Annotated in this window: 23 protein-coding genes and 1 tRNA gene; 16 read left to right on the top strand and 8 right to left on the bottom strand. The window is 69.6% G+C overall.

Annotated elements, in window-relative coordinates; genetic code table 11:
• The first annotated feature begins 217 nt into the window (after positions 1-217).
• Positions 218-700 (top strand): pyridoxamine 5'-phosphate oxidase family protein, encoded by a 483-nt coding sequence (locus RUR_RS08760; protein ID WP_283134438.1) that lies wholly within the window; start codon positions 218-220, stop codon positions 698-700.
• Here RUR_RS08760 and RUR_RS08765 read toward each other — a convergent pair.
• Both RUR_RS08765 and RUR_RS08770 read right to left on the bottom strand, forming a co-directional pair.
• Complete coding sequence (locus RUR_RS08765) at positions 691-1,908, bottom strand: RNA polymerase sigma factor (RefSeq protein WP_283134439.1); 1,218 nt, start codon at positions 1,906-1,908, stop codon at positions 691-693. The two genes, RUR_RS08760 and RUR_RS08765, sit on opposite strands and share 10 nt — an antisense overlap.
• A complete protein-coding gene (locus RUR_RS08770; protein WP_283134440.1) occupies positions 1,905-2,249 on the bottom strand; it encodes a YciI family protein in 345 nt (114 codons plus the stop codon). The genes RUR_RS08765 and RUR_RS08770 overlap by 4 nt, the downstream gene beginning before the upstream one ends.
• A 105-nt stretch (positions 2,250-2,354) precedes the next feature.
• On the opposite strand from RUR_RS08770, the gene RUR_RS08775 reads away from it, so the two are divergent.
• Positions 2,355-2,720, top strand: coding sequence for a DUF952 domain-containing protein (locus RUR_RS08775; protein ID WP_283134441.1), 366 nt, complete (start codon positions 2,355-2,357; stop codon positions 2,718-2,720).
• 15 nt (positions 2,721-2,735) lie between these two features.
• Here RUR_RS08775 and RUR_RS08780 read toward each other — a convergent pair whose 3' ends face one another.
• The 3 genes from RUR_RS08780 to RUR_RS08790 all read right to left on the bottom strand — a co-directional run bounded on the left by RUR_RS08780 (position 2,736) and on the right by RUR_RS08790 (position 4,282).
• Entirely contained in the window at positions 2,736-3,290 is a 555-nt protein-coding gene (locus RUR_RS08780) for a Clp protease N-terminal domain-containing protein (RefSeq protein WP_283134442.1), read from the bottom strand.
• Complete coding sequence (locus RUR_RS08785) at positions 3,287-3,514, bottom strand: helix-turn-helix domain-containing protein (RefSeq protein WP_283134443.1); 228 nt, start codon at positions 3,512-3,514, stop codon at positions 3,287-3,289. The genes RUR_RS08780 and RUR_RS08785 overlap by 4 nt, the downstream gene beginning before the upstream one ends.
• Before the next feature lie 117 nt (positions 3,515-3,631).
• Positions 3,632-4,282: a hypothetical protein gene (locus RUR_RS08790; protein ID WP_283134444.1), complete on the bottom strand. Its 651-nt coding sequence runs from the start codon at positions 4,280-4,282 to the stop codon at positions 3,632-3,634.
• Between the two features lie 342 nt (positions 4,283-4,624).
• Here RUR_RS08790 and RUR_RS08795 point away from each other — a divergent pair.
• Positions 4,625-4,698, top strand: a tRNA-Met gene (locus RUR_RS08795).
• Between the two features lie 118 nt (positions 4,699-4,816).
• Here the strand turns inward: RUR_RS08795 and RUR_RS08800 are convergent.
• A complete protein-coding gene (locus RUR_RS08800) occupies positions 4,817-5,977 on the bottom strand; it encodes an acyltransferase family protein (protein ID WP_283134445.1) in 1,161 nt (386 codons plus the stop codon).
• 172 nt (positions 5,978-6,149) lie between these two features.
• The gene (locus RUR_RS08805; RefSeq protein ID WP_283134446.1) at positions 6,150-6,827 is read right to left on the bottom strand and encodes a DUF2306 domain-containing protein; all 678 of its coding nucleotides are present in this window, start codon (positions 6,825-6,827) and stop codon (positions 6,150-6,152) included.
• Between the two features lie 459 nt (positions 6,828-7,286).
• Here RUR_RS08805 and RUR_RS08810 point away from each other — a divergent pair, with 459 nt between their 5' ends.
• Positions 7,287-8,141 (top strand): ATP-grasp domain-containing protein, encoded by an 855-nt coding sequence (locus RUR_RS08810; RefSeq protein WP_283134447.1) that lies wholly within the window; start codon positions 7,287-7,289, stop codon positions 8,139-8,141.
• A 23-nt stretch (positions 8,142-8,164) separates the two neighbouring features.
• Here RUR_RS08810 and RUR_RS08815 read toward each other — a convergent pair whose 3' ends face one another.
• Complete coding sequence (locus RUR_RS08815; RefSeq protein ID WP_283134448.1) at positions 8,165-9,328, bottom strand: M20 metallopeptidase family protein; 1,164 nt, start codon at positions 9,326-9,328, stop codon at positions 8,165-8,167.
• Positions 9,329-9,454: 126 nt separating this feature from the next.
• Here RUR_RS08815 and RUR_RS08820 point away from each other — a divergent pair, with 126 nt between their 5' ends.
• The 12 genes from RUR_RS08820 (at position 9,455) to RUR_RS08875 (ending at position 17,982) form a co-directional block, all read left to right on the top strand.
• Positions 9,455-10,480 carry an ABC transporter substrate-binding protein gene (locus RUR_RS08820; protein WP_283134449.1) on the top strand — a complete coding sequence of 342 codons (1,026 nt, stop codon included), beginning with the start codon at positions 9,455-9,457 and terminating at the stop codon, positions 10,478-10,480.
• Between the two features lie 5 nt (positions 10,481-10,485).
• Positions 10,486-11,253, top strand: coding sequence for an ABC transporter ATP-binding protein (locus tag RUR_RS08825; protein ID WP_283134450.1), 768 nt, complete (start codon positions 10,486-10,488; stop codon positions 11,251-11,253).
• Complete coding sequence (locus tag RUR_RS08830) at positions 11,250-12,074, top strand: ABC transporter permease (RefSeq protein ID WP_283134451.1); 825 nt, start codon at positions 11,250-11,252, stop codon at positions 12,072-12,074. Before RUR_RS08825 ends, RUR_RS08830 begins: the two co-directional genes overlap by 4 nt.
• Positions 12,075-12,112: 38 nt before the next feature.
• Positions 12,113-12,700: an antibiotic biosynthesis monooxygenase gene (locus RUR_RS08835; protein WP_283134452.1), complete on the top strand. Its 588-nt coding sequence runs from the start codon at positions 12,113-12,115 to the stop codon at positions 12,698-12,700.
• A gap of 204 nt (positions 12,701-12,904) precedes the next feature.
• A complete protein-coding gene (locus tag RUR_RS08840) occupies positions 12,905-13,588 on the top strand; it encodes a GntR family transcriptional regulator (RefSeq protein ID WP_283134453.1) in 684 nt (227 codons plus the stop codon).
• 25 nt (positions 13,589-13,613) lie between these two features.
• A complete protein-coding gene (locus tag RUR_RS08845; RefSeq protein ID WP_283134454.1) occupies positions 13,614-14,714 on the top strand; it encodes an aspartate-semialdehyde dehydrogenase in 1,101 nt (366 codons plus the stop codon).
• 2 nt (positions 14,715-14,716) lie between these two features.
• A complete protein-coding gene (locus tag RUR_RS08850) occupies positions 14,717-15,631 on the top strand; it encodes an Ldh family oxidoreductase (RefSeq protein ID WP_283134730.1) in 915 nt (304 codons plus the stop codon).
• A gap of 349 nt (positions 15,632-15,980) precedes the next feature.
• The gene (locus tag RUR_RS08855; RefSeq protein ID WP_283134455.1) at positions 15,981-16,280 is read left to right on the top strand and encodes a hypothetical protein; all 300 of its coding nucleotides are present in this window, start codon (positions 15,981-15,983) and stop codon (positions 16,278-16,280) included.
• A 94-nt stretch (positions 16,281-16,374) separates the two neighbouring features.
• A complete protein-coding gene (locus tag RUR_RS08860; RefSeq protein WP_283134456.1) occupies positions 16,375-16,701 on the top strand; it encodes a hypothetical protein in 327 nt (108 codons plus the stop codon).
• Positions 16,702-16,872: 171 nt separating this feature from the next.
• Positions 16,873-17,202, top strand: a complete 330-nt coding sequence (locus RUR_RS08865) for a hypothetical protein (protein WP_283134457.1) — start codon at positions 16,873-16,875, stop codon at positions 17,200-17,202.
• Positions 17,203-17,235: 33 nt separating this feature from the next.
• Positions 17,236-17,553 (top strand): hypothetical protein, encoded by a 318-nt coding sequence (locus RUR_RS08870; RefSeq protein WP_283134458.1) that lies wholly within the window; start codon positions 17,236-17,238, stop codon positions 17,551-17,553.
• Between the two features lie 117 nt (positions 17,554-17,670).
• Positions 17,671-17,982 carry a hypothetical protein gene (locus RUR_RS08875; RefSeq protein ID WP_283134459.1) on the top strand — a complete coding sequence of 104 codons (312 nt, stop codon included), beginning with the start codon at positions 17,671-17,673 and terminating at the stop codon, positions 17,980-17,982.
• The last annotated feature ends 21 nt before the right edge of the window (positions 17,983-18,003 follow it).

Raw genomic sequence — 18,003 nt, forward strand, 5'->3', positions numbered from 1 at the left:
GTTCCCCGGGGGAACGGGGAGATCCCTTCAGTCTTTTCAGCGAATTGACAGCTGCTCCCACAGTCGTCACCGGCCCAGGTTGAGGGGTATATCAGATCTCCTGGGGGAATTGTCACGTTCGACGGGCGGCAGCCGCAGGCCGTACCGGAATCGGAGGAACCGCCGACGGGCCGCCGGGGGAAGCGGGACGGCGGACGGGGGTTGCGAGGATGGGGACATGGCGTCGTGGAGAGAGATAGCCGAGCAGGTCCCGGAGCTGGCCGGGACCGTACGGAGGCTGCTCGAAGTCCGGGTCCACCAGACCCTGGCGACCCTGCGTGCCGACGGATCCCCGCGCATCAGCGGGATCGAGACGACCTTCAAGGGCGGCGAGGTGTGGATCGGCACGATGCCGGGCACCCGGATCGCCGCGGACCTGCGCCGGGACCCTCGCCTGGCGATCCACGGCCCCACCGAGAACCCCGACGAGGGTGACTTCGCGGCCTGGCCCGGCGACGCCAAACTCGCCGGTCGCGCCGTCGAGGTGGACGATCCCCGGGTGGCCGCCGGATTCGCCCCGAAGCCGGGACAACCGCTCCGCCTGTTCCGCATCGACGTCGCCGAGATCGTGCACACCAAGGTAGGGGATCCGGTCGACCACCTCGTGGTGGAGAGCTGGCACGAGGGCAGGGGCGCCGAGCGGGTCCTCCGCTACATCTGAGCCGTGCCGTCCAGGCGGGTCATGGCCTGCGTGCGCCGGGACAGCAGGAAGTCCCGGTCCACCCCGGCCTCCACCAGCTCCAGCGCCTTGGTGTATTCCGAGACCGCCTCGGCGTCCCGGCCGAGCCCCCGGAGCAGATCCGCCCGCGCCGCCGGCAGCAGGTGGTGACGAGGCAGCAACCGGTCCAGGCCCTCCAGCAGGGAGAGCGCCGCCTCCGGACCCTCGATCTGGGCGACCGCCACCGCGCGGTTCAGCCGGACCACCGGGGAGCGGGTCAGCTCCTCCAGTTCGGCGTACCGGCGGGCGATCGCCGGCCAGTCGGTGCGGTCGGCCCGGTCCGCCCGGGCGTGTTCGGCGGCGATGGCCGACTGCAGGCCGTACGGGCCCGCCGGCCGCTCGGGGAGGAGGGCGAGACCCTCCTCGATCTCGGCCCGGCGCCACAGCGTGCGGTCCTGATCGGGGAGGAGCACCAGCTTCCCTTCCCGGGTCCGGGCGTTCCGGCGGGAGTTGTGGAGCAGCATGAGGGAGAGCAGCCCGCGCGCCTCCGACTCCCCGGGCATCAGCTCCACCAGGAGCCTCCCCAGCCGGATCGCCTCCCCGGCTAGGCCGCCGGAGTCCGCGTCGGCCTGGGCGTAGCCCTCGGTGAAGATCAGATAGACCACGGCGAGGACGCCGGCCAGGCGTTCGGGCAGCTCCTCCGCCGACGGCACCCGATAGGGGATGCCCGCGGCGGCGATCCGCTTCTTCGCCCGGGTGATCCGCGCGGCCATCGTCGCCTCCGCGACCAGCAGCCGCCGGGCGATCCGCGGGACGGTCATCCCCGCCACACAGCGCAGCGTCAGCCCGATGCGGGCCTGCGGGGAGAGCGCGGGGTGGCAGCAGGTGAACACCAGGCGCAGCCGTTCGTCCGGGATCGCCGGGCTCTCCTCGGGCCCGTCGATCCAGTCGTCGGCGATCAACAGGGGCAGCTTGCGCCGGAGCGTCTCCTCCCGGCGCCGATGGTCGACCGCGCGGCGGCGGGCCGCGGTCAGCAGCCAGGCCGCGGGATTGGCCGGGGGGCAGGCCCGCCACTGCACGACCGCGGCGGCGAACGCCTCCTGCAGGCACTCCTCGGCCAGGTCCAGGTCGCGCAACTCCCCGGTGAGCAGCGCGAGCAGGCGCGCCCAGTGCTCTTGGTGCGCCTGCTCGGCCCCGGTGTGCCGCGTCATTGCGCGGAGGGGTCCACCAACGGGCGTATCTCCACATCGCCCGGGACGGCCTTGGCGAACTCGATCGCCTCGTCCAGGTCCCGCGCTTCGACGATGTAGAAGCCCCCGAGCTGCTCGGAGGTCTCCGCGAACGGGCCGTCGGTGATGACGAAGTCGTCCCCGACCTTGCGGACAGTGGTCGCCGAGGAGGAGTGGGCGAGTTCGCCCCCGCCGCGCTCCGCGCCGCGCTCCTCCAGCAGTTTGCCGAAAGCCTCATGCCGGGCGTACATCTCCTGCCGCTCGGCCTCGTCCGCCTTCGCCCACTGCTCTTCGTCCCCGATCAAAAGCAGCGTGTAGAGCATGGTTGTACTCCTTGGTAGATGAACATCTCATCTGTATGTCGAACGAAGTCCCCGGGAATCGACAGACGGCGAAAAATCCTTCGATGAGGGTTTACAGTCCAGGATATGGCTGAGCGGATGATCTACCATCTTGCCCTCGAACGGGACTGGGAGTCGGCCCGGCAGGCCGGTGAGTACAGCGTCTCCACCCTCGGGCGGACCTTGGAGCAAGTGGGGTTCGTGCACGCCTCGGCCGACCCTCAGCAGCTCCTCCGGGTCGCCAACACGTTCTATCGCGGTGTGGCCGAGCCCCTCGTCGTCCTGACGATCGCCGTGGGGCTGCTGGGACATCCGGTGGCGGATGAGGTGCCGGCAGACTCGGATGAGGCGTTTCCGCACGTCTACGGGCCGATCCCGGTGGCCGCCGTCACCGCGGTGACCCCCTTGCCCATGAATCCCGAGGGCGGTTTCACCGACTTCCGGACCGGATAAGCGGTCCGACCGGGCTCACCGGTTCCGGGTGGGAAACCCGATGTCCCGGGCGAGCCGGCGGAGGTCGGCGCCGAGCCGCCGCATGATCGAGACCGAGGGGTTCGAGCCGTCGGCGAGCAGGCCCCAGAGGAGGCCTTCACCGGTGGCCGGGGCGCCCCGGTCGTACCAGACGGCGACCTCGACCGCCTTTCTCGCCTGACCGGTGAGGCGCAGCGCGGTCCCCGGACCGGTCAGGGTCACCCGGAGGGGGAGCAGCCGCCGGCGACGGAGCCGCCACGGCGCCGTCACGGGCCTTGGGGCCAGGGCCGCCATGCGCAGCCGCACCTCGTCCAGGTCGATCCCGAGCCCGGACAGGAGCACCCGGTCCCGGGCCCGGTGGTCGATCTCGGTTCGTACGGCGTCCGCCTGGACGGTGAAGCTCGGCAGGGGCCGCTCGAACGGCCGGAGCTCCGCGAGCGCGAGGAGGAGCAGTTCGTCGTCGAGAGCGGGGTGTCCGGTCTCCCTGGCGAGCAGGCCGGCGTGGATCACCGCGTGGCGTGCCCGGGGGGTGAACCCGTCGAGCGCGGTCATCGTCGGCCCTCCGCCAGGCGACGGGCGTGCTTGCGATGGGTCGTCTGCTTGGTGACGCCGAGGGCTTCGGCGACCGCCTCCCAGGACCATCCTTGGGCACGGGCGTTCCCGACGTGCAGCTCCTCCAGCTCCTCCAGCAGTCGGCGGAGTGCCGCGACGGTGGCGAGCCCGGTCGCCGGGTCCTGGCGGCAGGCCTCCTCCGCGAGTTCCCTCACTGAGTTCATAGGCGTCAGCATATGCTGACATCCTTGAGATGTCAGCATATGCTGACGAAGAATCGGGGGGTTGTACGGCTTACACGGTCTTGCTTGGCCGTGTAAGCCGTACACCGCTCGGGGCGGTCAGCCGCCCCCGCCCTGCCAGTAGATGTCGACGACGCGGACGATCTTCCCGTTCACCGTGGTGATCAGGGCGGGGCGGACGCCGGTGTCCCCGGCCGCGGCGAGCTTGGCCGCCTCGTTGGCACTGTCGATCAGAAACTGGCGGGGGCAGCTCGCGGTGCCGAGATTGGTGTTCTTGTCGTAGGTGGTGTCGTTGCCGTCGCAGCCGAAGGCGCTGAGGAACTTGACGTTCGCGGCGATCGGCGCGGCGAAACGGGTGACGTCCCCCTCCTCGGGGCCTTCGAAGTGGCCGTCGTTGCCGTCGCTCTGGGTGAACCGGACGGGCTTGTACTCGGCCGTTCCGTCCTGGGCCACCGAGGTGATCCACCCGCGCAGCACGCCCTCGAACGGCTGTGGCTGCCCCTTGCTCCAATCCCGGTCCGGGCCGGTCTGGAAGGCGGTCCCGAACACCTTGGGGGTCGCCGCCGCCTGCGGCTTCTTCGGCGCGCTGGGAGCGTCGCCGTCGGCACGCTTCTCGGATTTGCTGGATTTAGGGGAGTCTGCCGGTTCGTCGAGGGACGCTTCCACGGTCACGGAGCACGCGGTCACGGTCACCAGAGCCAGCGCGGCCACGAGCAGGCCGGGTTGCCGAAGGCGGTTTGCGGATTTCACGGTATGCAGAATAGATCGGGAATGCCGGGAAATCTGGGTTCTTGGCTGTTTACCGAAGGTAGGGAAGCCCAGGTCGGCACGTTCCCGGTCCGGACACCCTCTCGATGGGTGAGCGACCGTCGCGGCCTTGGGGTGACGGTGAATCGGCCCGGTCACACTGCCACGGCTTTCTGGTGAGGACGTCGTTCATCCGGATCGGATCATAGTTTGCCCAGGTCAGAGCGGTTGAGTTATCGCTCCGCGAGCCTGGGGCGGGGGTGCCTGTCGCGTCGGCGCGCGGTTGTTGACGGTTTTTTGGTCGAATCCACTCCGAGGGCCCGGTAGAGTAGAGACACACAACGACGCGGGGTGGAGCAGTTCGGTAGCTCGTCGGGCTCATAATCCGAAGGTCGCAGGTTCAAATCCTGTCCCCGCCACTAATAAGACGTTCCCAGGTTCGCTTGGGAACGGGTATACGGGATCCCGCTGGACCATAAGGCCGAGCGGGATCTCGTCATTTCCGCGCCGGTTCACTTTAATGGCAAGGCCTGCGGCTCACGCGGGCTGGGCCTCGGTGTCCTGCTTGGCGCTCGCCGGAGGTTTGCGGGAGGTGCTCCAGCGGCGCATGATCGGCACCTCCACCGTGCGGTGCAGCACCCAGGCGGCCAGCGTGCCCAGCACGTAGAGACCCACGATGAAGGCGATGGCCACCGGGGTGGAGAACTGGGTGCGCGGATAGTCGAAGGCGTACCCCACCCAGCTCCCCGACAGCAGCGCGTGGACGCCGAAGACCATGGGGATCTGCAGAATGTAGAACGCGTAGGAGAGGTCGCCGAGTTTGACCAGCACGCGGTTGTTGAAGAACGTCCTGCGGCCGTTCCGGTCCGCGGTGACGGCCGCGCCGACCAGCAGCGCCAGGGGGGCGGTGTAGAGCGCGGAGAGGGAGAACGTGGACGGCAGGACGAACACCAGGGCGTAGGCCACGCCGACCAGCGCCAGGGCGGGCAGGATGTGCAGGCGGATCCAGTCACCGTTCTGGACGATGCGTGCCACCAGCATGCCGACGGTGAATTCGATGAGCCGGGTGGGCGGGAAGTAGTACAGGAGCCACATCTGCTCCCACGAGGAGCCCACGAACATCGGGCTGGTGGGCCTCCCGGCGAACAGCGCCGCGCTGATCAGGGGCATCGACAGCGAGAGCAGGCAGAGGCCGCCCAGCCAGTACCACAGGCGCGACGCTTTGATCTTGCGCACCACCACGAAGAGCGCGGGGAAGGCCGCGTAGCAGAACACGTCGCCGGCGAGCGACCAGGTCGGGGCGTTGACCTGGTAGTAGATGAAGGTGGGGTCCGGTATCCAGGTCTGCACCAGGAAGAGGTTGGCCAGCGCCTGGGGCAGGTGGATGGTCTCCCCGGCGATGAGGATGATGGCCGCCATCAGGATGAAGACGGCGATGTGGTTGGGGAAGATGCGGAAGAACCGCCGCCGCCACATGACCGTGGGGCGCTCGCCCACGCGGGCCGTCCAGGTGAGCAGGAACCCGCTCAGGATGAAGAAGTACGACACGCCGAGAAAGGCGGTGGCACCACCGGAGGTGATCCGGAAGTACCCCTCCTGGATGCCCTTGTCGGCGAAGATCCCTAACGCCGTGGTGTGTCCGATGAAGACGCCGAGGATGCCAAGCGCGCGCAACCCGGCCAATGATGGTAGACGCATGGGAATCGCCTCTTCTTGTGTGTCGGAACGGCTTCCGCGAGGGCAGATCAGTGGAATCCGGTGAATCGGTTCGACGAATCGTCGAACCGCGCGACTGCGGCCGTGGAACAGCGCGGGCACGGCCTTGGACACCCACCCGCGCGGTTTTCGCGGGTGGGTCGCGTCGAGCGGGTCAGCGGCGGGGAAGGACGGGCACGCGGCGCAGGCGCCAGTAGGCTAGGGCCAGGTTCACGATCCAGCCCAGCCAGAACCCGCCGAAGACGCCGAGGGAGCCCACCATGTTCTCCCCGCCGGGCACGACGGCCAGCAGGACGAAGAACATCAGGCGTCCGGTGATGGGCGCCATCACGGCGGCGAAGCTGTAGATCATCCACTGCCGGTGGCGTTCCCGCCGGCCGCGCTTGATGGCCAGGGCGCCGAGCAGGGCGGCACCCAGCCCCACGACGGCCCAGAGCGTGGTGCCGATCATGCCGAGCACGTTCAGCGCGCCCATCGGCATGATGATCAAGGCTGCGACGGCCGCGGGGCCGACCCCGCCGAAGATGTAAATCCGTCCCGTCGCGCGGTGGACCGCGCGGTGGCGTCGGCGCAGCCACGGCCAGAGCTGCAGAGCACCGGCGATCATGGCCACGGATCCGAACGCGATGTGCAGGACCAGTAGTGGATACTGGATCCGATAGAGGTCGGGATCGATGGGGATGTTCGCCGTGGCGGGGTCGAAGGTCAGATAGCTCGGCCAGGTGAACAGGAGGAACGCGACGACCAGCAGGGCCAGCAGCCCCACCCACGGTCTGCGTCGGCGAGTGGTCCTGGGTTCCGTCTGAGCAACCTGTTCGACATGGTTGGACACGCGGTTCCTCCTCTGGCCGGTTCAGACGGTGGCCGTGGGTGACCGAGGGGACGCTCTGCCGGCGCCTCCCGGCCGTTCGGGGACGCGCACGCCGACCGACGAGAGCGCGTACGGCGCCCTCGCGACCTCGTCACGCTTCCGCAAAAATGGGGTGTTAGCGAGGAGAGTGATCGTCCGCGTGGTTCATCCGCATCTTCCTAATTGCGCTGACTGTCCGTATCGAACCCTTCGCGGCCTGCATCGATGCGCGAACGAGTGAACGGCGACCGACTTCCTCGTTCCGGTGGAGCGCCTTCTTGACATTCCGGGCAGGCCGTCGGGGCCTGCGTCCCGCCGGTCGGGCCGCATCGATCGTTCGGGGACACCGACCGTGGGCGGCGCTCCCGGGGGTCCGAGACACCCTGAGGGGCATGGTTCGGGGCCGGTCCGGAAACGCCGGTGGCACCTATGCTGGAGATCATGACGGTTGGAGTCCTGTTCTGCGCCGATCCGCTTCGACCACGCCGGGTCGACGGCCATTTCGCGGATCAGGCCCAGGCCGTACGGGATCTGGACGGCGCGGTGGCGTTGATCGATCACGACGCGCTCACCGCGGGCCGGGCCGAGGAGGCGGTGGCACGGGTCCCGGCCGGATTCGGCCCGGCCTGGTACCGGGGCTGGATGGTGGGCGTCGAGCGTTACCGCGCGCTGGAGGAGGCCCTCGGCCGGCGCGGCTGCCGGTTGCTGACCGACGGCGACGCCTACCGGTCGGGCCATGAGCTGCCCGGGTGGATCGACCGCTTCCGCACGCTGACCCCGGAGACGGTCGTGCTGCCGCTGGCGCCGGGGGAGGAACCGTCCGTGGCCGATGCGGTGGCCGAGTTGGGCGAGGGCGGGTACGTGGTGAAGGACTACGTCAAGTCGCGCAAGCACGAATGGCTGGAGGCGTGCCACGCTCCGGATTCCACCGCGTTGCCGCGGGTGGTGGCGAGGTTTGTCGAGCTGGCCGGCGGGGATCTTACGGGCGGCGTGGTCGTCCGCCGGTTCGAGGATTTCGCCGGTGGTGAGACCCGGGTTTGGTGGCTGGACGGGGATGTGGTCTTCGCCGGGCCGCATCCGGACACCCCCGGTGATCCGGCCGCGGTCCCCGACGATCTCATCGAAATACGGGACGCCGTTCGAGCCTTGGATGCCCGGTTCGTCACGACCGACGTGGCCCGGCGATCGGACGGTGTGTGGCGGGTGATCGAGGTCGGGGACGGCCAGGTCAGCGACTGGCCCGCCGGTGCCGACCCGGCGGTGCTGATGAAGGCGCTGCTGGCCGTCCGGGCCTGAGGACGGGCCCGGCCGGGGGCGGCTCAGGAGGCCATGGCGAGGGCGGCGTAGAGGGCGACGCCGCCGGTGAGCGCGGATTCGTCGAGGCGCATCAGCGGGGAGTGGTTGGGGGCGGGCGCGTCGACCCCGGGCGGGCGGGTGCCGAGCTGGAGGAGCGCGCCGGGGACCTTGGCGAGGATGTGGCCGAAGTCCTCGGCGGCGAACGCGGGGCGTTCCAGCGTGTGCACCCGGTCGGCGCCGAACAGCGCGCTCGCGGTCCGGAGCGCGTAGACGGTCTGGCCGGGGTCGTTGTCGGTGGGCGGGGCGGCCTCCGACCAGGTTAGGTCGAGGGTGCAGCCGTGGACCTCCGCGATCCCGGCGGCGACCCGCCGGATTAGGGCCTGGGCGCGTTCGCGGCCGGTCGCGTCCAGGGCCCGGACGCCGCCGGTCAGCACCGCCCGCTCGGCGACGACGTTGGACGCGGTTCCCGCGTGCAGGGTGTTGACCGCGATCTGCCAGGGGTGGGCGGGATCGGCGGCGCGGGTGACGCGGGCGTGCAGGGTCTGGACGAGCGCGGTGGCGGCGCCCAGGACGTCGTCGGTTTCGTGGGGGCGGGAGGCGTGGCCGCCCCGGCCGCCGAGGGTGAGGGTGAAGCCGTCGCTGGAGGCGAGGAGCCGCCCCGGTCGGCTGGCCACGTGGCCGGAGGTCAGGGTCGGCGACTGGTGGAGCGCGAACGCCCGGTCGGGTGCGTCGTCGAGGAGCCCTTCCTCGATCATGGCGAGGCAGCCGCCGTGGCCTTCCTCACCGGGCTGGAAGACGAGGATCGCGGTGCCGGCGAGCAGCTCCCGGTAGCGGACGAGCACGTGGGCCGCGCCGGCCAGCATCGCGGTGTGCGCGTCGTGGCCGCATGCGTGCATGGCACCGGGCACGGCGCTGGCGAAGGACTCGCCGGAGCGTTCGTCGATCGGCAGGGCGTCCATGTCGGCGCGCAGGAGTGTGGTGGGCCCGGGCCGGGCCCCGTCGACCCGGACGACGATCGAGCTGCAGGTGCGCCCGGTGATGGTCGGCAGGTCGAGGGGCGCGAGGGAGCGCAGGACGGCGGCCTGGGTGCGGGGGAGGTGGAGGCCGAGTTCCGGGTCGCGATGGAGGGTACGGCGCAGGCCGACGACGAGTGGGTGGATGTCAGCAACTGCTCCGGTAAGTTTCACTTGGAGCTCATCTATGGACAAAATTCGCCCCTCATGTGTATCTGTATGCATAATCTGATGCATCAGAAGCTTAGATGCATGTATCGAAGTTCCCATCCCCTGATGGCAGTTCGTTAGGAGATGCCCGTGAGGCGTCGACTGTTCCTCACCGGCGTTGTCGGCCTGGCCGCAGCCACCGTTCTCGCTGCCTGCGGATCCGGGGCCGAGTCGGCGGCCCCCGAAGGCGCGGCCGAGAGCCCCGAGATCACGTTCCTCTACTCACCGTACGCCGACTACGGAGCGTTCTTCCTCGCCAAGGAGAAGGGCTACTTCGACAAGCACGGTGTCAAGGTCAAACTGGAGCCCAAGGGCGGCTCCTCCGGCGAGACCTTCCAGCTGGTCAGCGCGGGCAACATCGTCGCGGGCGGGGCGTCCTGGGGCGCCGGCCTGTTCAACGCGGTGAAGACGGGTGCCTCGCTCTCGGTCCTGGGCAGCGTCTCCAAGGTCCCGGCCGAGGGCCGCGACCCCTCGCCGTTCATGGTCTCGGCCACCTCCGGCATCACCAAGGTCGCCGACCTGAAGGGCAAGAAGGTCGGCGTGCCCGGTCCAGGCGGGTTCGGCGCCTACTCGGTCGCCCTGGCCCTGGCCACCGGCGGCCTCACCCTGAAGGACGTCGAGCTCGCCAACGTCAGCCCGCCCGACGTCGGCCCGGCGCTGGCCAACGGGGCCATCGACGCGGCCTGGACGATCGAGCCGCTCTCCACCGGCCTGGAGGACAAGAAGATCGCCACCCGGCTGGTGGAGCACCACGCCGCGGGCACCGAACTCGGCGCGGTCGTCTTCAACACCGACTTCGTCAAGGCGAACGAGGACGCGGTGGTCAAGTTCATGGCCGCCTACCTCCAGGCCGCCGACGAGCTGGCCAAGGGCGGCTGGAAGGACGCGGGGAACAAGGCGATCATCGCCAAGTACACCGACCTGCCCGTCGAGACGCTCGACCGGATCGGCCTCACCGAGAACGACCCGACCGGCGCGATCGACTGGGACTCCGTCGCCAAGCAGGAGGCGTTCTTCCAGCAGCAGGGCGACCTTGAGTACGAGGGCACCGCGGACATCAAGTCCGTCTTCCGCAAGGACCTGCTGGACCGTGCCGCCGCGCTGGCGAAGAGCTGAGTGGCGTGGGCACGTCGGCCATCGAGCTGACCGGGCTGTGGAAGGGGTTCCACGACGCCCGGCGCGATCAGACCGTGATCGCGGTCGAGGACGTCTCCTTCTCCGTCGCCCGGGGTGAGTTCGTCTGCCTTCTCGGCCCTTCGGGGTGCGGGAAGAGCACGCTGCTGCGGATCCTGGCCGGACTGGACGAGCACGACCTCGGCGAGGTCCGGGTGGACGGGCACGCCTCGGTCGTCTTCCAGGAGCACGGGGTGTTCCCGTGGCTGAGTGTGGAGGACAACGTCGCCTACCCGCTGAAGGTACGGGGCGCGGGCCGGGCCGAGCGCAGGCGGCGGGTCGCCCCGCTGCTTGAGCTCACCGGGCTCACCGACTTCCGCGGCGCCTATCCGCATCAGCTCTCCGGCGGGATGCGGCAGCGCACCTCGGTGGCGCGGGCGCTCGCCGACGACGGTGAGGTGTTGCTGATGGACGAGCCGTTCGGCGCGCTGGACGAGCAGACCCGGCTCGTCCTGCAGCAGGAGCTGCTCCGCATCTGGCCGGACAGCGACAAGACGGTCGTTTTCATCACGCACAGCGTCGACGAGGCGCTGACCTTGGCGGACCGGGTGCTGGTCATGTCGGCCAGGCCGGGCCGGATCCTGGCGGACGTCCCCATCCCGTTCGGCCGCCCGCGCGACATCCTGGAGTTGCGCCGGGATCCCCGCTACGGCGAGATCACCTACGAGCTGTGGCGGCTCCTGCGCAAGGAGCCCGCGGAGACGAGGCCGTCGTGACCACCGACGTCAAGCAGGGGAGCGCCGCGGTTCACGAGCAGCTGGTGCAGCGGCTGCGTACCCACCGCTCCGGGCGGATCCCCAAGATCATCGGCCCGTTCACGCCGCTGCTGCTGCTGGTGATCTGGGAGGTGGCGAGCCGGTCGGGCATGCTCGACGCCAGGTTCTTCCCCCCGCCCACCTCGATCGTCGGCACCTTCGCCGATCTCGTGATGGCGGGAACGCTCCAATCCCATGTGCTGGCCACGCTCAGCCGGGTGGGGGTGGGCCTGATCCTCGGCGCGGTGCCCGGGCTGGTCCTCGGGATCGCCCTGGGCGCCGTCCCCTGGCTGCGGGCCCTGTTCGGCCCGGTCTTCGCCAGCCTGCTGCCCATCCCGAAGATCGCGATTCTCCCCCTCCTGCTGCTCATCTTCGGCCTCGGCGAGGCGAGCAAGTGGGTGATCGTCGCGATCGGCGTCTTCTTCTACGTCTTCTACAACACGATGGGCGGCGTGCTGCAGACGCAGCCGATCTACTTCGACGTCGCCCGGAGCAGCGGCGCGAGCCGGTGGCGGACCTGGACCACGGTGGCCCTGCCCGCCGCGCTTCCGAGCATCTTCACCGGACTCAAGCTCGCCGTGGGCGGCGCCTTCGTGATCATCGCGGCCTCGGAGTTCCTCGGCTCCCGTACCGGCATCGGATACCTGATCTGGAGCGCCTGGGGCACCTTCTCCGTGGCCAAGATGTTCGTCGGCATCGTGACGATCTCCCTGCTCGGCTATCTGGCCGGCCTGCTCGTCGCCCGGCTCGAACGCCGCCTGGTCCCGTGGTCCCGTCAGTGAGCCCGGCCGTCACCCCGATCTAAGGAGGGTTTCCCCCCATGTATGCGCGTTACAGCACCCTTGAGTTCGACGCCGACAAGCGCGGCGAGGTGGTCGGCTACTTCGGCGCCGAGGGGACGGCGGGGCCGTCGGGACGGCCCGGCTGGCGTGGCTCCGTCGTGCTGGAGTCCGAGGTCCCCGGCCGGCTGCGCACGGTCACCTTTTGGGACACCGCCCAGCATTTCACCGACTTCCACTCCGGCCAGGCGCACTCCGGGATCAACAACAGCTTCGCCGAACTCGGCGTCCGGGTGACCGAGCGGGAGGGTGCCGACACCGTGCTGCCCCCGGTGATCGCCGGTGGGCACATCCGGGCGGTCACCGTACGGATCGCCGAGGAGCGCACGGACGAGGTGGAGGCGTTCTGGCGGAGCCGCGGCCGGGCGCTGATCCTCGGTCAGCCGGGCGCGGTGCGCGCCGAGGCGTTCTGGACCGGTACGGAGTTCACGCTCCTGATGGAGTGGGTCGACGAGGACGCCGCGCTCACGTTCGTGGCCTCGCAGGACCACGTGGAGTTCGCGAACGGCATGGGCACCGGCCCCGACGACGTGGTGTCGCGTCGGGGGATGAACCGGATCAAGGCTTGACCCGGTGTCCACGGCGCACCCGGGAGGTCCCCGGCCCCGGCGGGCCGGGCCTTCCCCGTGCACGCCGGGCCGCCGGCCTCGGGCGGCGGCGGGGAAACGATCCTCGAACCCCGGCGACGGGGACATCGCGGGACGGCGTGCGGTACCGTGCCCCGTTTCCGCCCCAGGGTCAGAGCCCGGGGTCTCCCCGTTGAAGGAGATTCGATGATCGGTGCCGACAACACGCGCGCTGCGGGGCTTCGCGAGAGCGTTTACGCGAACCTGCGCCGTCGTATCCTCGTCTGCGAACTGCTGCCGGGCCACCCGCTGGACATCGGTGAGCTGGCCGAGGAGTTCGGTACGTCCCGGACCCCCGTCCGGGACGCGCTGCACCGGCTCTCCCACGAGAACCTGGTGGAGATCTCCCCCCGCAGCCAGTCCCGGGTCGCGGCGGTCACCCTGCAGGACTTGATCGATCTGCTCAACCTGCGTGAGGCGATCGGGGCCACGGCTGCCCGGCTGGCGGCGCAGGCGCCCCCGGCCGAGCTGGAGCGGCTCTCCGGCGAGACCGAGCTGGGCTACGGGCTCGCCAACGACTCCTCCTCGGTGCTGTCGGCCTCCCACCTGTTTCACTGCACGATCGCGAAGCTGTCGGGCAACGCCCGGCTGTACCGCATCACCGAGAACCTGTTCGAAGACCTGGAACGGATTCTGCGGCTCTGCTCGGCGCGCCCGCTGGAGCCGGGGGAGCCGCTCAACGACCACCGCCGCCTCATCGACGCCCTCCGCGCCCGGGACGGGAAGCGTGCCGCGGAGATCGAACAGCGCCACATCAAGAAGACGCGCGAGGTGGTCATCCGCCTCGCCCTCGACTCCGGAGTGTTCGCCAACCAGCGGATGCACTCCTGACATCCCATATGTGAAAGGCAAGTAGATGTCCAAGATCGGTGTTGGCCTCCTCGGAGTGGCCGGAAAGACCCCCTTCGCCTACATCGGCCAGCGTGGCCTGGGCCTGTTCGGTGACCACCCGTGGTTCGACGTACGGGCGATCATCGCCGACGACCCCGCCGACGTCGGCCGTACCCTGGGCGAGGCGGTCGCCGACCGCTGGCTGCTCGACGAGCCGCTCCCCGCGGAGTGGGCCGACGTCCGGCTGGTGGGCATCGACGGTCCGGCCCTGCGGGAGGCCGGGGTCAGCCTGGTGCTCTCCGGGCTGCCCGGCCCGCACGCCCGCGAGCTCGACCCGCAGCTCGCGGCGCTCGGCTTCGGTGTGATCAGCGAGTCGGCCGGGCTCCGCCTGGAGGACGACGTCCCGCTGATCGTCCCCGAGATCAACCCGGGCCACCTCGCGCTCGTCGCCCAGCAGAAGATCACCCGCGGCTACGACACGGGCTTCCTGGTCGCCAGCCCGCTCTGCACCGCCGTCATCGTCGGCCTCGCCGCCAAGCCGCTCCTGGACGCGTACGGCATCGACTCCCTGGTGACCACCACGATGCAGGCGCTCTCCGGCGCGGGCAAGAGCGGGGTGGCCGCCCTCCAGGTGATCGACAATCTCCTGCCGTTCATCGGCGACGAGGAGGAGAAGCTCGACTCCGAGCTCGCCAAGATCTTCGGAACCCTTGAGGGTGACCGGATCGTTCCCTGGTCGGCCCCGATGGCCTCGACCTGCACCCGTGTCCCGGTTCGCGACGGACACACCGCCTCCCTCAGCGTCGGCCTCGGCGCCGCGGCCTCGCCCGCGGAGGTCGCCGAGGTGCTCGCGAACTTCGCCGGGCACGCCGCGGAGCACAAGCTGCCCTCCGCCCCCGAGTCGCTGATCGTGGTCCGGAGCGAGCAGGACCGGCCGCAGCCGTTCCTGGACCGGGACGCGGGCGACGGCCGGAGCGTCAGCGTCGGCCGGATCCGCGCCAACAAGGCCTTCGAGTCGGGTGTCTCGCTGGTCGCCGTCGGCCACAATCACGATCGCGGCACGGTCGGCAACGCCCTCCTGCTGACCGAGCTGGTCGCCGCGGCGGGGTTGGTCAACCCCGCGTGACCATGGTCACCGCCGGGCAGGCGCGAGCGCTCCTTGAGCGGGTGCTCGCGCCGTACCCCGACGACCGCACGCAGGTCGCCGCGGCACTGGTCGAGGCGCATCTGCGCGGAAGGCCCGAGTTCGGGCTGCCGTTGCTGGACCGGGAGCTCTCCGGTCCGGGTCACCCGTGCGCCCCGGTGACCGCCGGAGGCGAGGGAGCGGTACGGACGATCGACGCCGCCGGCGTGCCCGGACCGGTGGCGATGGCGGCGGCCGTACGGCATGCGGGCGCGGTCGCCCGCGATCTCGGGCTCGGGCTGTGCGCGGCCCGCTCGGTCACCGGGACCGGCCGGCTGGCCCCGTACGTCGCCGCTCAGGCCACGCGGGGCCGGGTGGCCCTGCTGTTCGCCCATGCGCCGCGGGTGGTCGCGCCGCACGGCGGCCGTACCCCGGTGCTCGGCACCGATCCGGTGGCCTACGCCCTGCCCAGGGCCGGGGGAGTGCTCGCCGCCGACTTCACGACGGCAGCGATCACCCAGGCCGATTTGGCCGCCCACCGCGCGAAGGGGGAGGAGCTGCCCCCGGCCACGGCGATTGACGACGCGGGACGTGCGGTCGTCGACCCGGGTTCCGTCCATGCGCTGCTTCCGGCCGGCGGGCTGCTCGGTACCCTCGTGGGCCTCTTCGTGGAGGCGGTCGCCGGCGCCCTTCTCGACCAGCGCGACAATCCGCGCGGGCGCGGTGTGGTGGCACTCGTCCTGGATCCCGCCTCCCTCGGCGCCGATCAGGGATTGGCCGTGCGGGTGGAGGCGCTCTGCGCCGAGCTTACGGCGGCGGGTGGCCGGGCCCCGGGCGCGGCCGTGCCGGACGAGGGTCTGGTGGAGGTCGACGACGCGGTCTGGCACCGACTTGAGGATCGGCTGCGGGCCGGGTCCTGACGGTGGGGTTCGGCCCGGAACACCTCGCGGAGATCTCCCGAAGAAGCTTCCGGAATGAGGTCTAACTTGGATATTGACGGGCCGTCACCATAACCCTATGTTCCTGATAGGAAAGTTTCCTAAAGGTATGACGTGCTTGGTCGTCCGCGGCGACTGTGCCGAACTTCTCGTACAGCGCGACCTTTCCCGTTCGTTCAGCGCAGTTCCTCCTCCTTACGGCGTGACCAATGGACGTTCCCGCCGCATGACCTCGGTGGCTGTCGGCCGCAACCCCATGTGGACCACCGCGCCTCCGCTTCCACGCTGACAGTGCGTTCTCCCCCGTCGGGCCTCACGTCAGGAGTCATGGATGAGAGCGAGAAGAATCGCGGCCTCGGTTCTGCTGAGCGCCGGTTTGGTGGTCGTTTCGGCCGACGCGGCGTCCGCCGCCCCGACCAACTGCACCGTTCACACCAGCGGGAACCAGGCTTCCAGCCTCTGCACCGCAGGAACGGGGGAGCACCGGATCTATGTGCTCCAGCGGCATTTCATGCCCGGGGTGGGTCCCGTCGGACCGTTCATCGGTCCGTGGCAGCCGGTGGGAACCGCTTCGGTCACCCAGATGGGATACCACGAGATCGTCCGCCTCGAAGTCGAAACGCGCGGCTGATCGCTCCAGCCGCTGCCCCGGACGTGATCAGGCTCCGGTCCAGGGCTCCCGAAGCGATGCCGTCCTTTCAGATTCCTCTGGGCAGGAGCGTGTGATGAGAGTGAGAAAGCTGGCGGCGTCGTTGTCCGCCTCGGTTCTGCTGAGCGCCGGTCTGGTGGCCGTTACGGCCGACGCCGCGTTCGCCACGCCCACCGGGTGCAGCAGCCGGCTCTTCAACGACTCGGAAGGTCGTCCCTACGCCGCGAGCCTGTGTACCGGTGGTTACGGGTATCACCGCGTCTTCGTCTTGCAGCGCCATTTCGACCCCGCCATGGCATTCATGCGGTTTGTCAGCGAATGGGCGCCTGTCGGGACCGAGTCGGTGACCCCGATCGGCTACCTCCAGACCCTCTACCACTACCCGCAGACCTGGAGTGGGTGACGCTTCACCCGCTGATCGGCATCGAGGCCGCCGTCACGTCAGGGCAGCCGTTCGGCTCCGTTCGATCGAGCGGATTCCCGGCTACCGGATTCCCGACCTCCGGCAGATCGTGGAGTAGCGGTCGCCGAGGTCGCTCGATTTCCTGCTCAACCGCTCAGATCAGGAGAATTGATGAAGGTAAGAAGGTGGGCGGCGGTGGTGTCCGCCTCCGTGGTGCTTGCGACGGGGCTGGGGAGCGGGGCCACGGCGGCCACGGCCGCTCTCGCCGACTACTGCTTCCCCACGCAGGTCTACTTCGTAGCCGGCAACAAGACGGTGGCGAGCCTGTGTGTCCACAACGGCGGCTCGGGCACCAGGCACCGAGCGGTGATAACCCTGCAGCACCCCAATCCGGTGATCGGAACGGAGGTCTGGCACAGTCCGTGGCAGCCCATGGGCATCCACTCGATCCAGCGGATCACCAACTTCCCCATCCTCAACATCGGGCAGCAGATCGAGTAGCGCGGCCCTTGTTCTCCCCTTTCAGGAGTGATCATGAAAGTGAGAAAGCTGGCGGCGTCGTTGTCCGCCTCGGTTCTGCTCGGTTCCGGTTTGGTGGCCGCCACGGCTGACGCGGCGCATGCGGTGCCCACCGGATGCACCTACTGGACCTACTATCAGGGCACCTTCCGGTACGCGGCGAGCAACTGCACAGGCGGGACCGGAGAGCACCAGATCTTTGTCGTCCAGCGCGACATCAGTCCGCCCTATGGCCTCATCTGGGCCAATGGGCCGTGGCGTCCGCCCGGTACCCCTTCGACACTTCGGATCGGTTCGCTCCCGATCAAGAAGATCGAGGTCAGGACCCGGTAGGCGCCTGCTGAGGAATCCGGTACGCGTAGGTCTTCGTTCCGCGACGTCGACTCGTACGAGCCGACCTCCCGATCTGCCCGTGAAGTCTCCCTTCTCACCCCTTCGAAGGAGTAGCGGATGAAGACGAGAAGACCGATGGCGTCGTTGTCCGCGTCCGTGCTGCTGGCAGCGGGCCTGGTGGCCGGTACGGCCGGCCCGGCGTTCGCAGTACCGACCGGTTGCAGCCACCGAACCTACTACCAGGGCGTGGACAGGTACGCCGAGAGCACATGCAGCGGCGGGACGGGACAGCACAGGATCCAGGTGATCCAGCAACACCATCTTGCCGGTCCCATCCCATCGCAGGGACCGTGGCAGCCGGTCGGGACGCCGTCGACAACCTGGATTCCCGGGTATCCGATCGTCACCGTCTACGTCGCCACGCAGTAGGTACACCGCGCGGTTCGGCAG

The organism is Rhizohabitans arisaemae (assembly GCF_025996515.1).
GTDB lineage: Bacteria > Actinomycetota > Actinomycetes > Streptosporangiales > Streptosporangiaceae > Rhizohabitans > Rhizohabitans arisaemae.

Excerpts from the sequence above, each read along its gene's own strand:
- RUR_RS08780 (WP_283134442.1), bottom strand. The coding sequence starts at position 3,290 with ATGACCGCGCTCGACGGGTTCACCCCCCGGGCACGCCACGCGGTGATC.
- RUR_RS08870 (WP_283134458.1), top strand. The coding sequence starts at position 17,236 with ATGAAAGTGAGAAAGCTGGCGGCGTCGTTGTCCGCCTCGGTTCTGCTC.
- RUR_RS08760 (WP_283134438.1), top strand. The coding sequence starts at position 218 with ATGGCGTCGTGGAGAGAGATAGCCGAGCAGGTCCCGGAGCTGGCCGGG.
- RUR_RS08800 (WP_283134445.1), bottom strand. The coding sequence starts at position 5,977 with ATGCGTCTACCATCATTGGCCGGGTTGCGCGCGCTTGGCATCCTCGGC.
- RUR_RS08810 (WP_283134447.1), top strand. The coding sequence starts at position 7,287 with ATGACGGTTGGAGTCCTGTTCTGCGCCGATCCGCTTCGACCACGCCGG.
- RUR_RS08840 (WP_283134453.1), top strand. The coding sequence starts at position 12,905 with ATGATCGGTGCCGACAACACGCGCGCTGCGGGGCTTCGCGAGAGCGTT.
- RUR_RS08860 (WP_283134456.1), top strand. The coding sequence starts at position 16,375 with ATGAGAGTGAGAAAGCTGGCGGCGTCGTTGTCCGCCTCGGTTCTGCTG.
- RUR_RS08835 (WP_283134452.1), top strand. The coding sequence starts at position 12,113 with ATGTATGCGCGTTACAGCACCCTTGAGTTCGACGCCGACAAGCGCGGC.
- RUR_RS08875 (WP_283134459.1), top strand. The coding sequence starts at position 17,671 with ATGAAGACGAGAAGACCGATGGCGTCGTTGTCCGCGTCCGTGCTGCTG.
- RUR_RS08765 (WP_283134439.1), bottom strand. The coding sequence starts at position 1,908 with ATGACGCGGCACACCGGGGCCGAGCAGGCGCACCAAGAGCACTGGGCG.
- RUR_RS08865 (WP_283134457.1), top strand. The coding sequence starts at position 16,873 with ATGAAGGTAAGAAGGTGGGCGGCGGTGGTGTCCGCCTCCGTGGTGCTT.
- RUR_RS08855 (WP_283134455.1), top strand. The coding sequence starts at position 15,981 with ATGAGAGCGAGAAGAATCGCGGCCTCGGTTCTGCTGAGCGCCGGTTTG.
- RUR_RS08775 (WP_283134441.1), top strand. The coding sequence starts at position 2,355 with ATGGCTGAGCGGATGATCTACCATCTTGCCCTCGAACGGGACTGGGAG.
- RUR_RS08785 (WP_283134443.1), bottom strand. The coding sequence starts at position 3,514 with ATGAACTCAGTGAGGGAACTCGCGGAGGAGGCCTGCCGCCAGGACCCG.
- RUR_RS08770 (WP_283134440.1), bottom strand. The coding sequence starts at position 2,249 with ATGCTCTACACGCTGCTTTTGATCGGGGACGAAGAGCAGTGGGCGAAG.
- RUR_RS08845 (WP_283134454.1), top strand. The coding sequence starts at position 13,614 with ATGTCCAAGATCGGTGTTGGCCTCCTCGGAGTGGCCGGAAAGACCCCC.
- RUR_RS08850 (WP_283134730.1), top strand. The coding sequence starts at position 14,717 with ATGGTCACCGCCGGGCAGGCGCGAGCGCTCCTTGAGCGGGTGCTCGCG.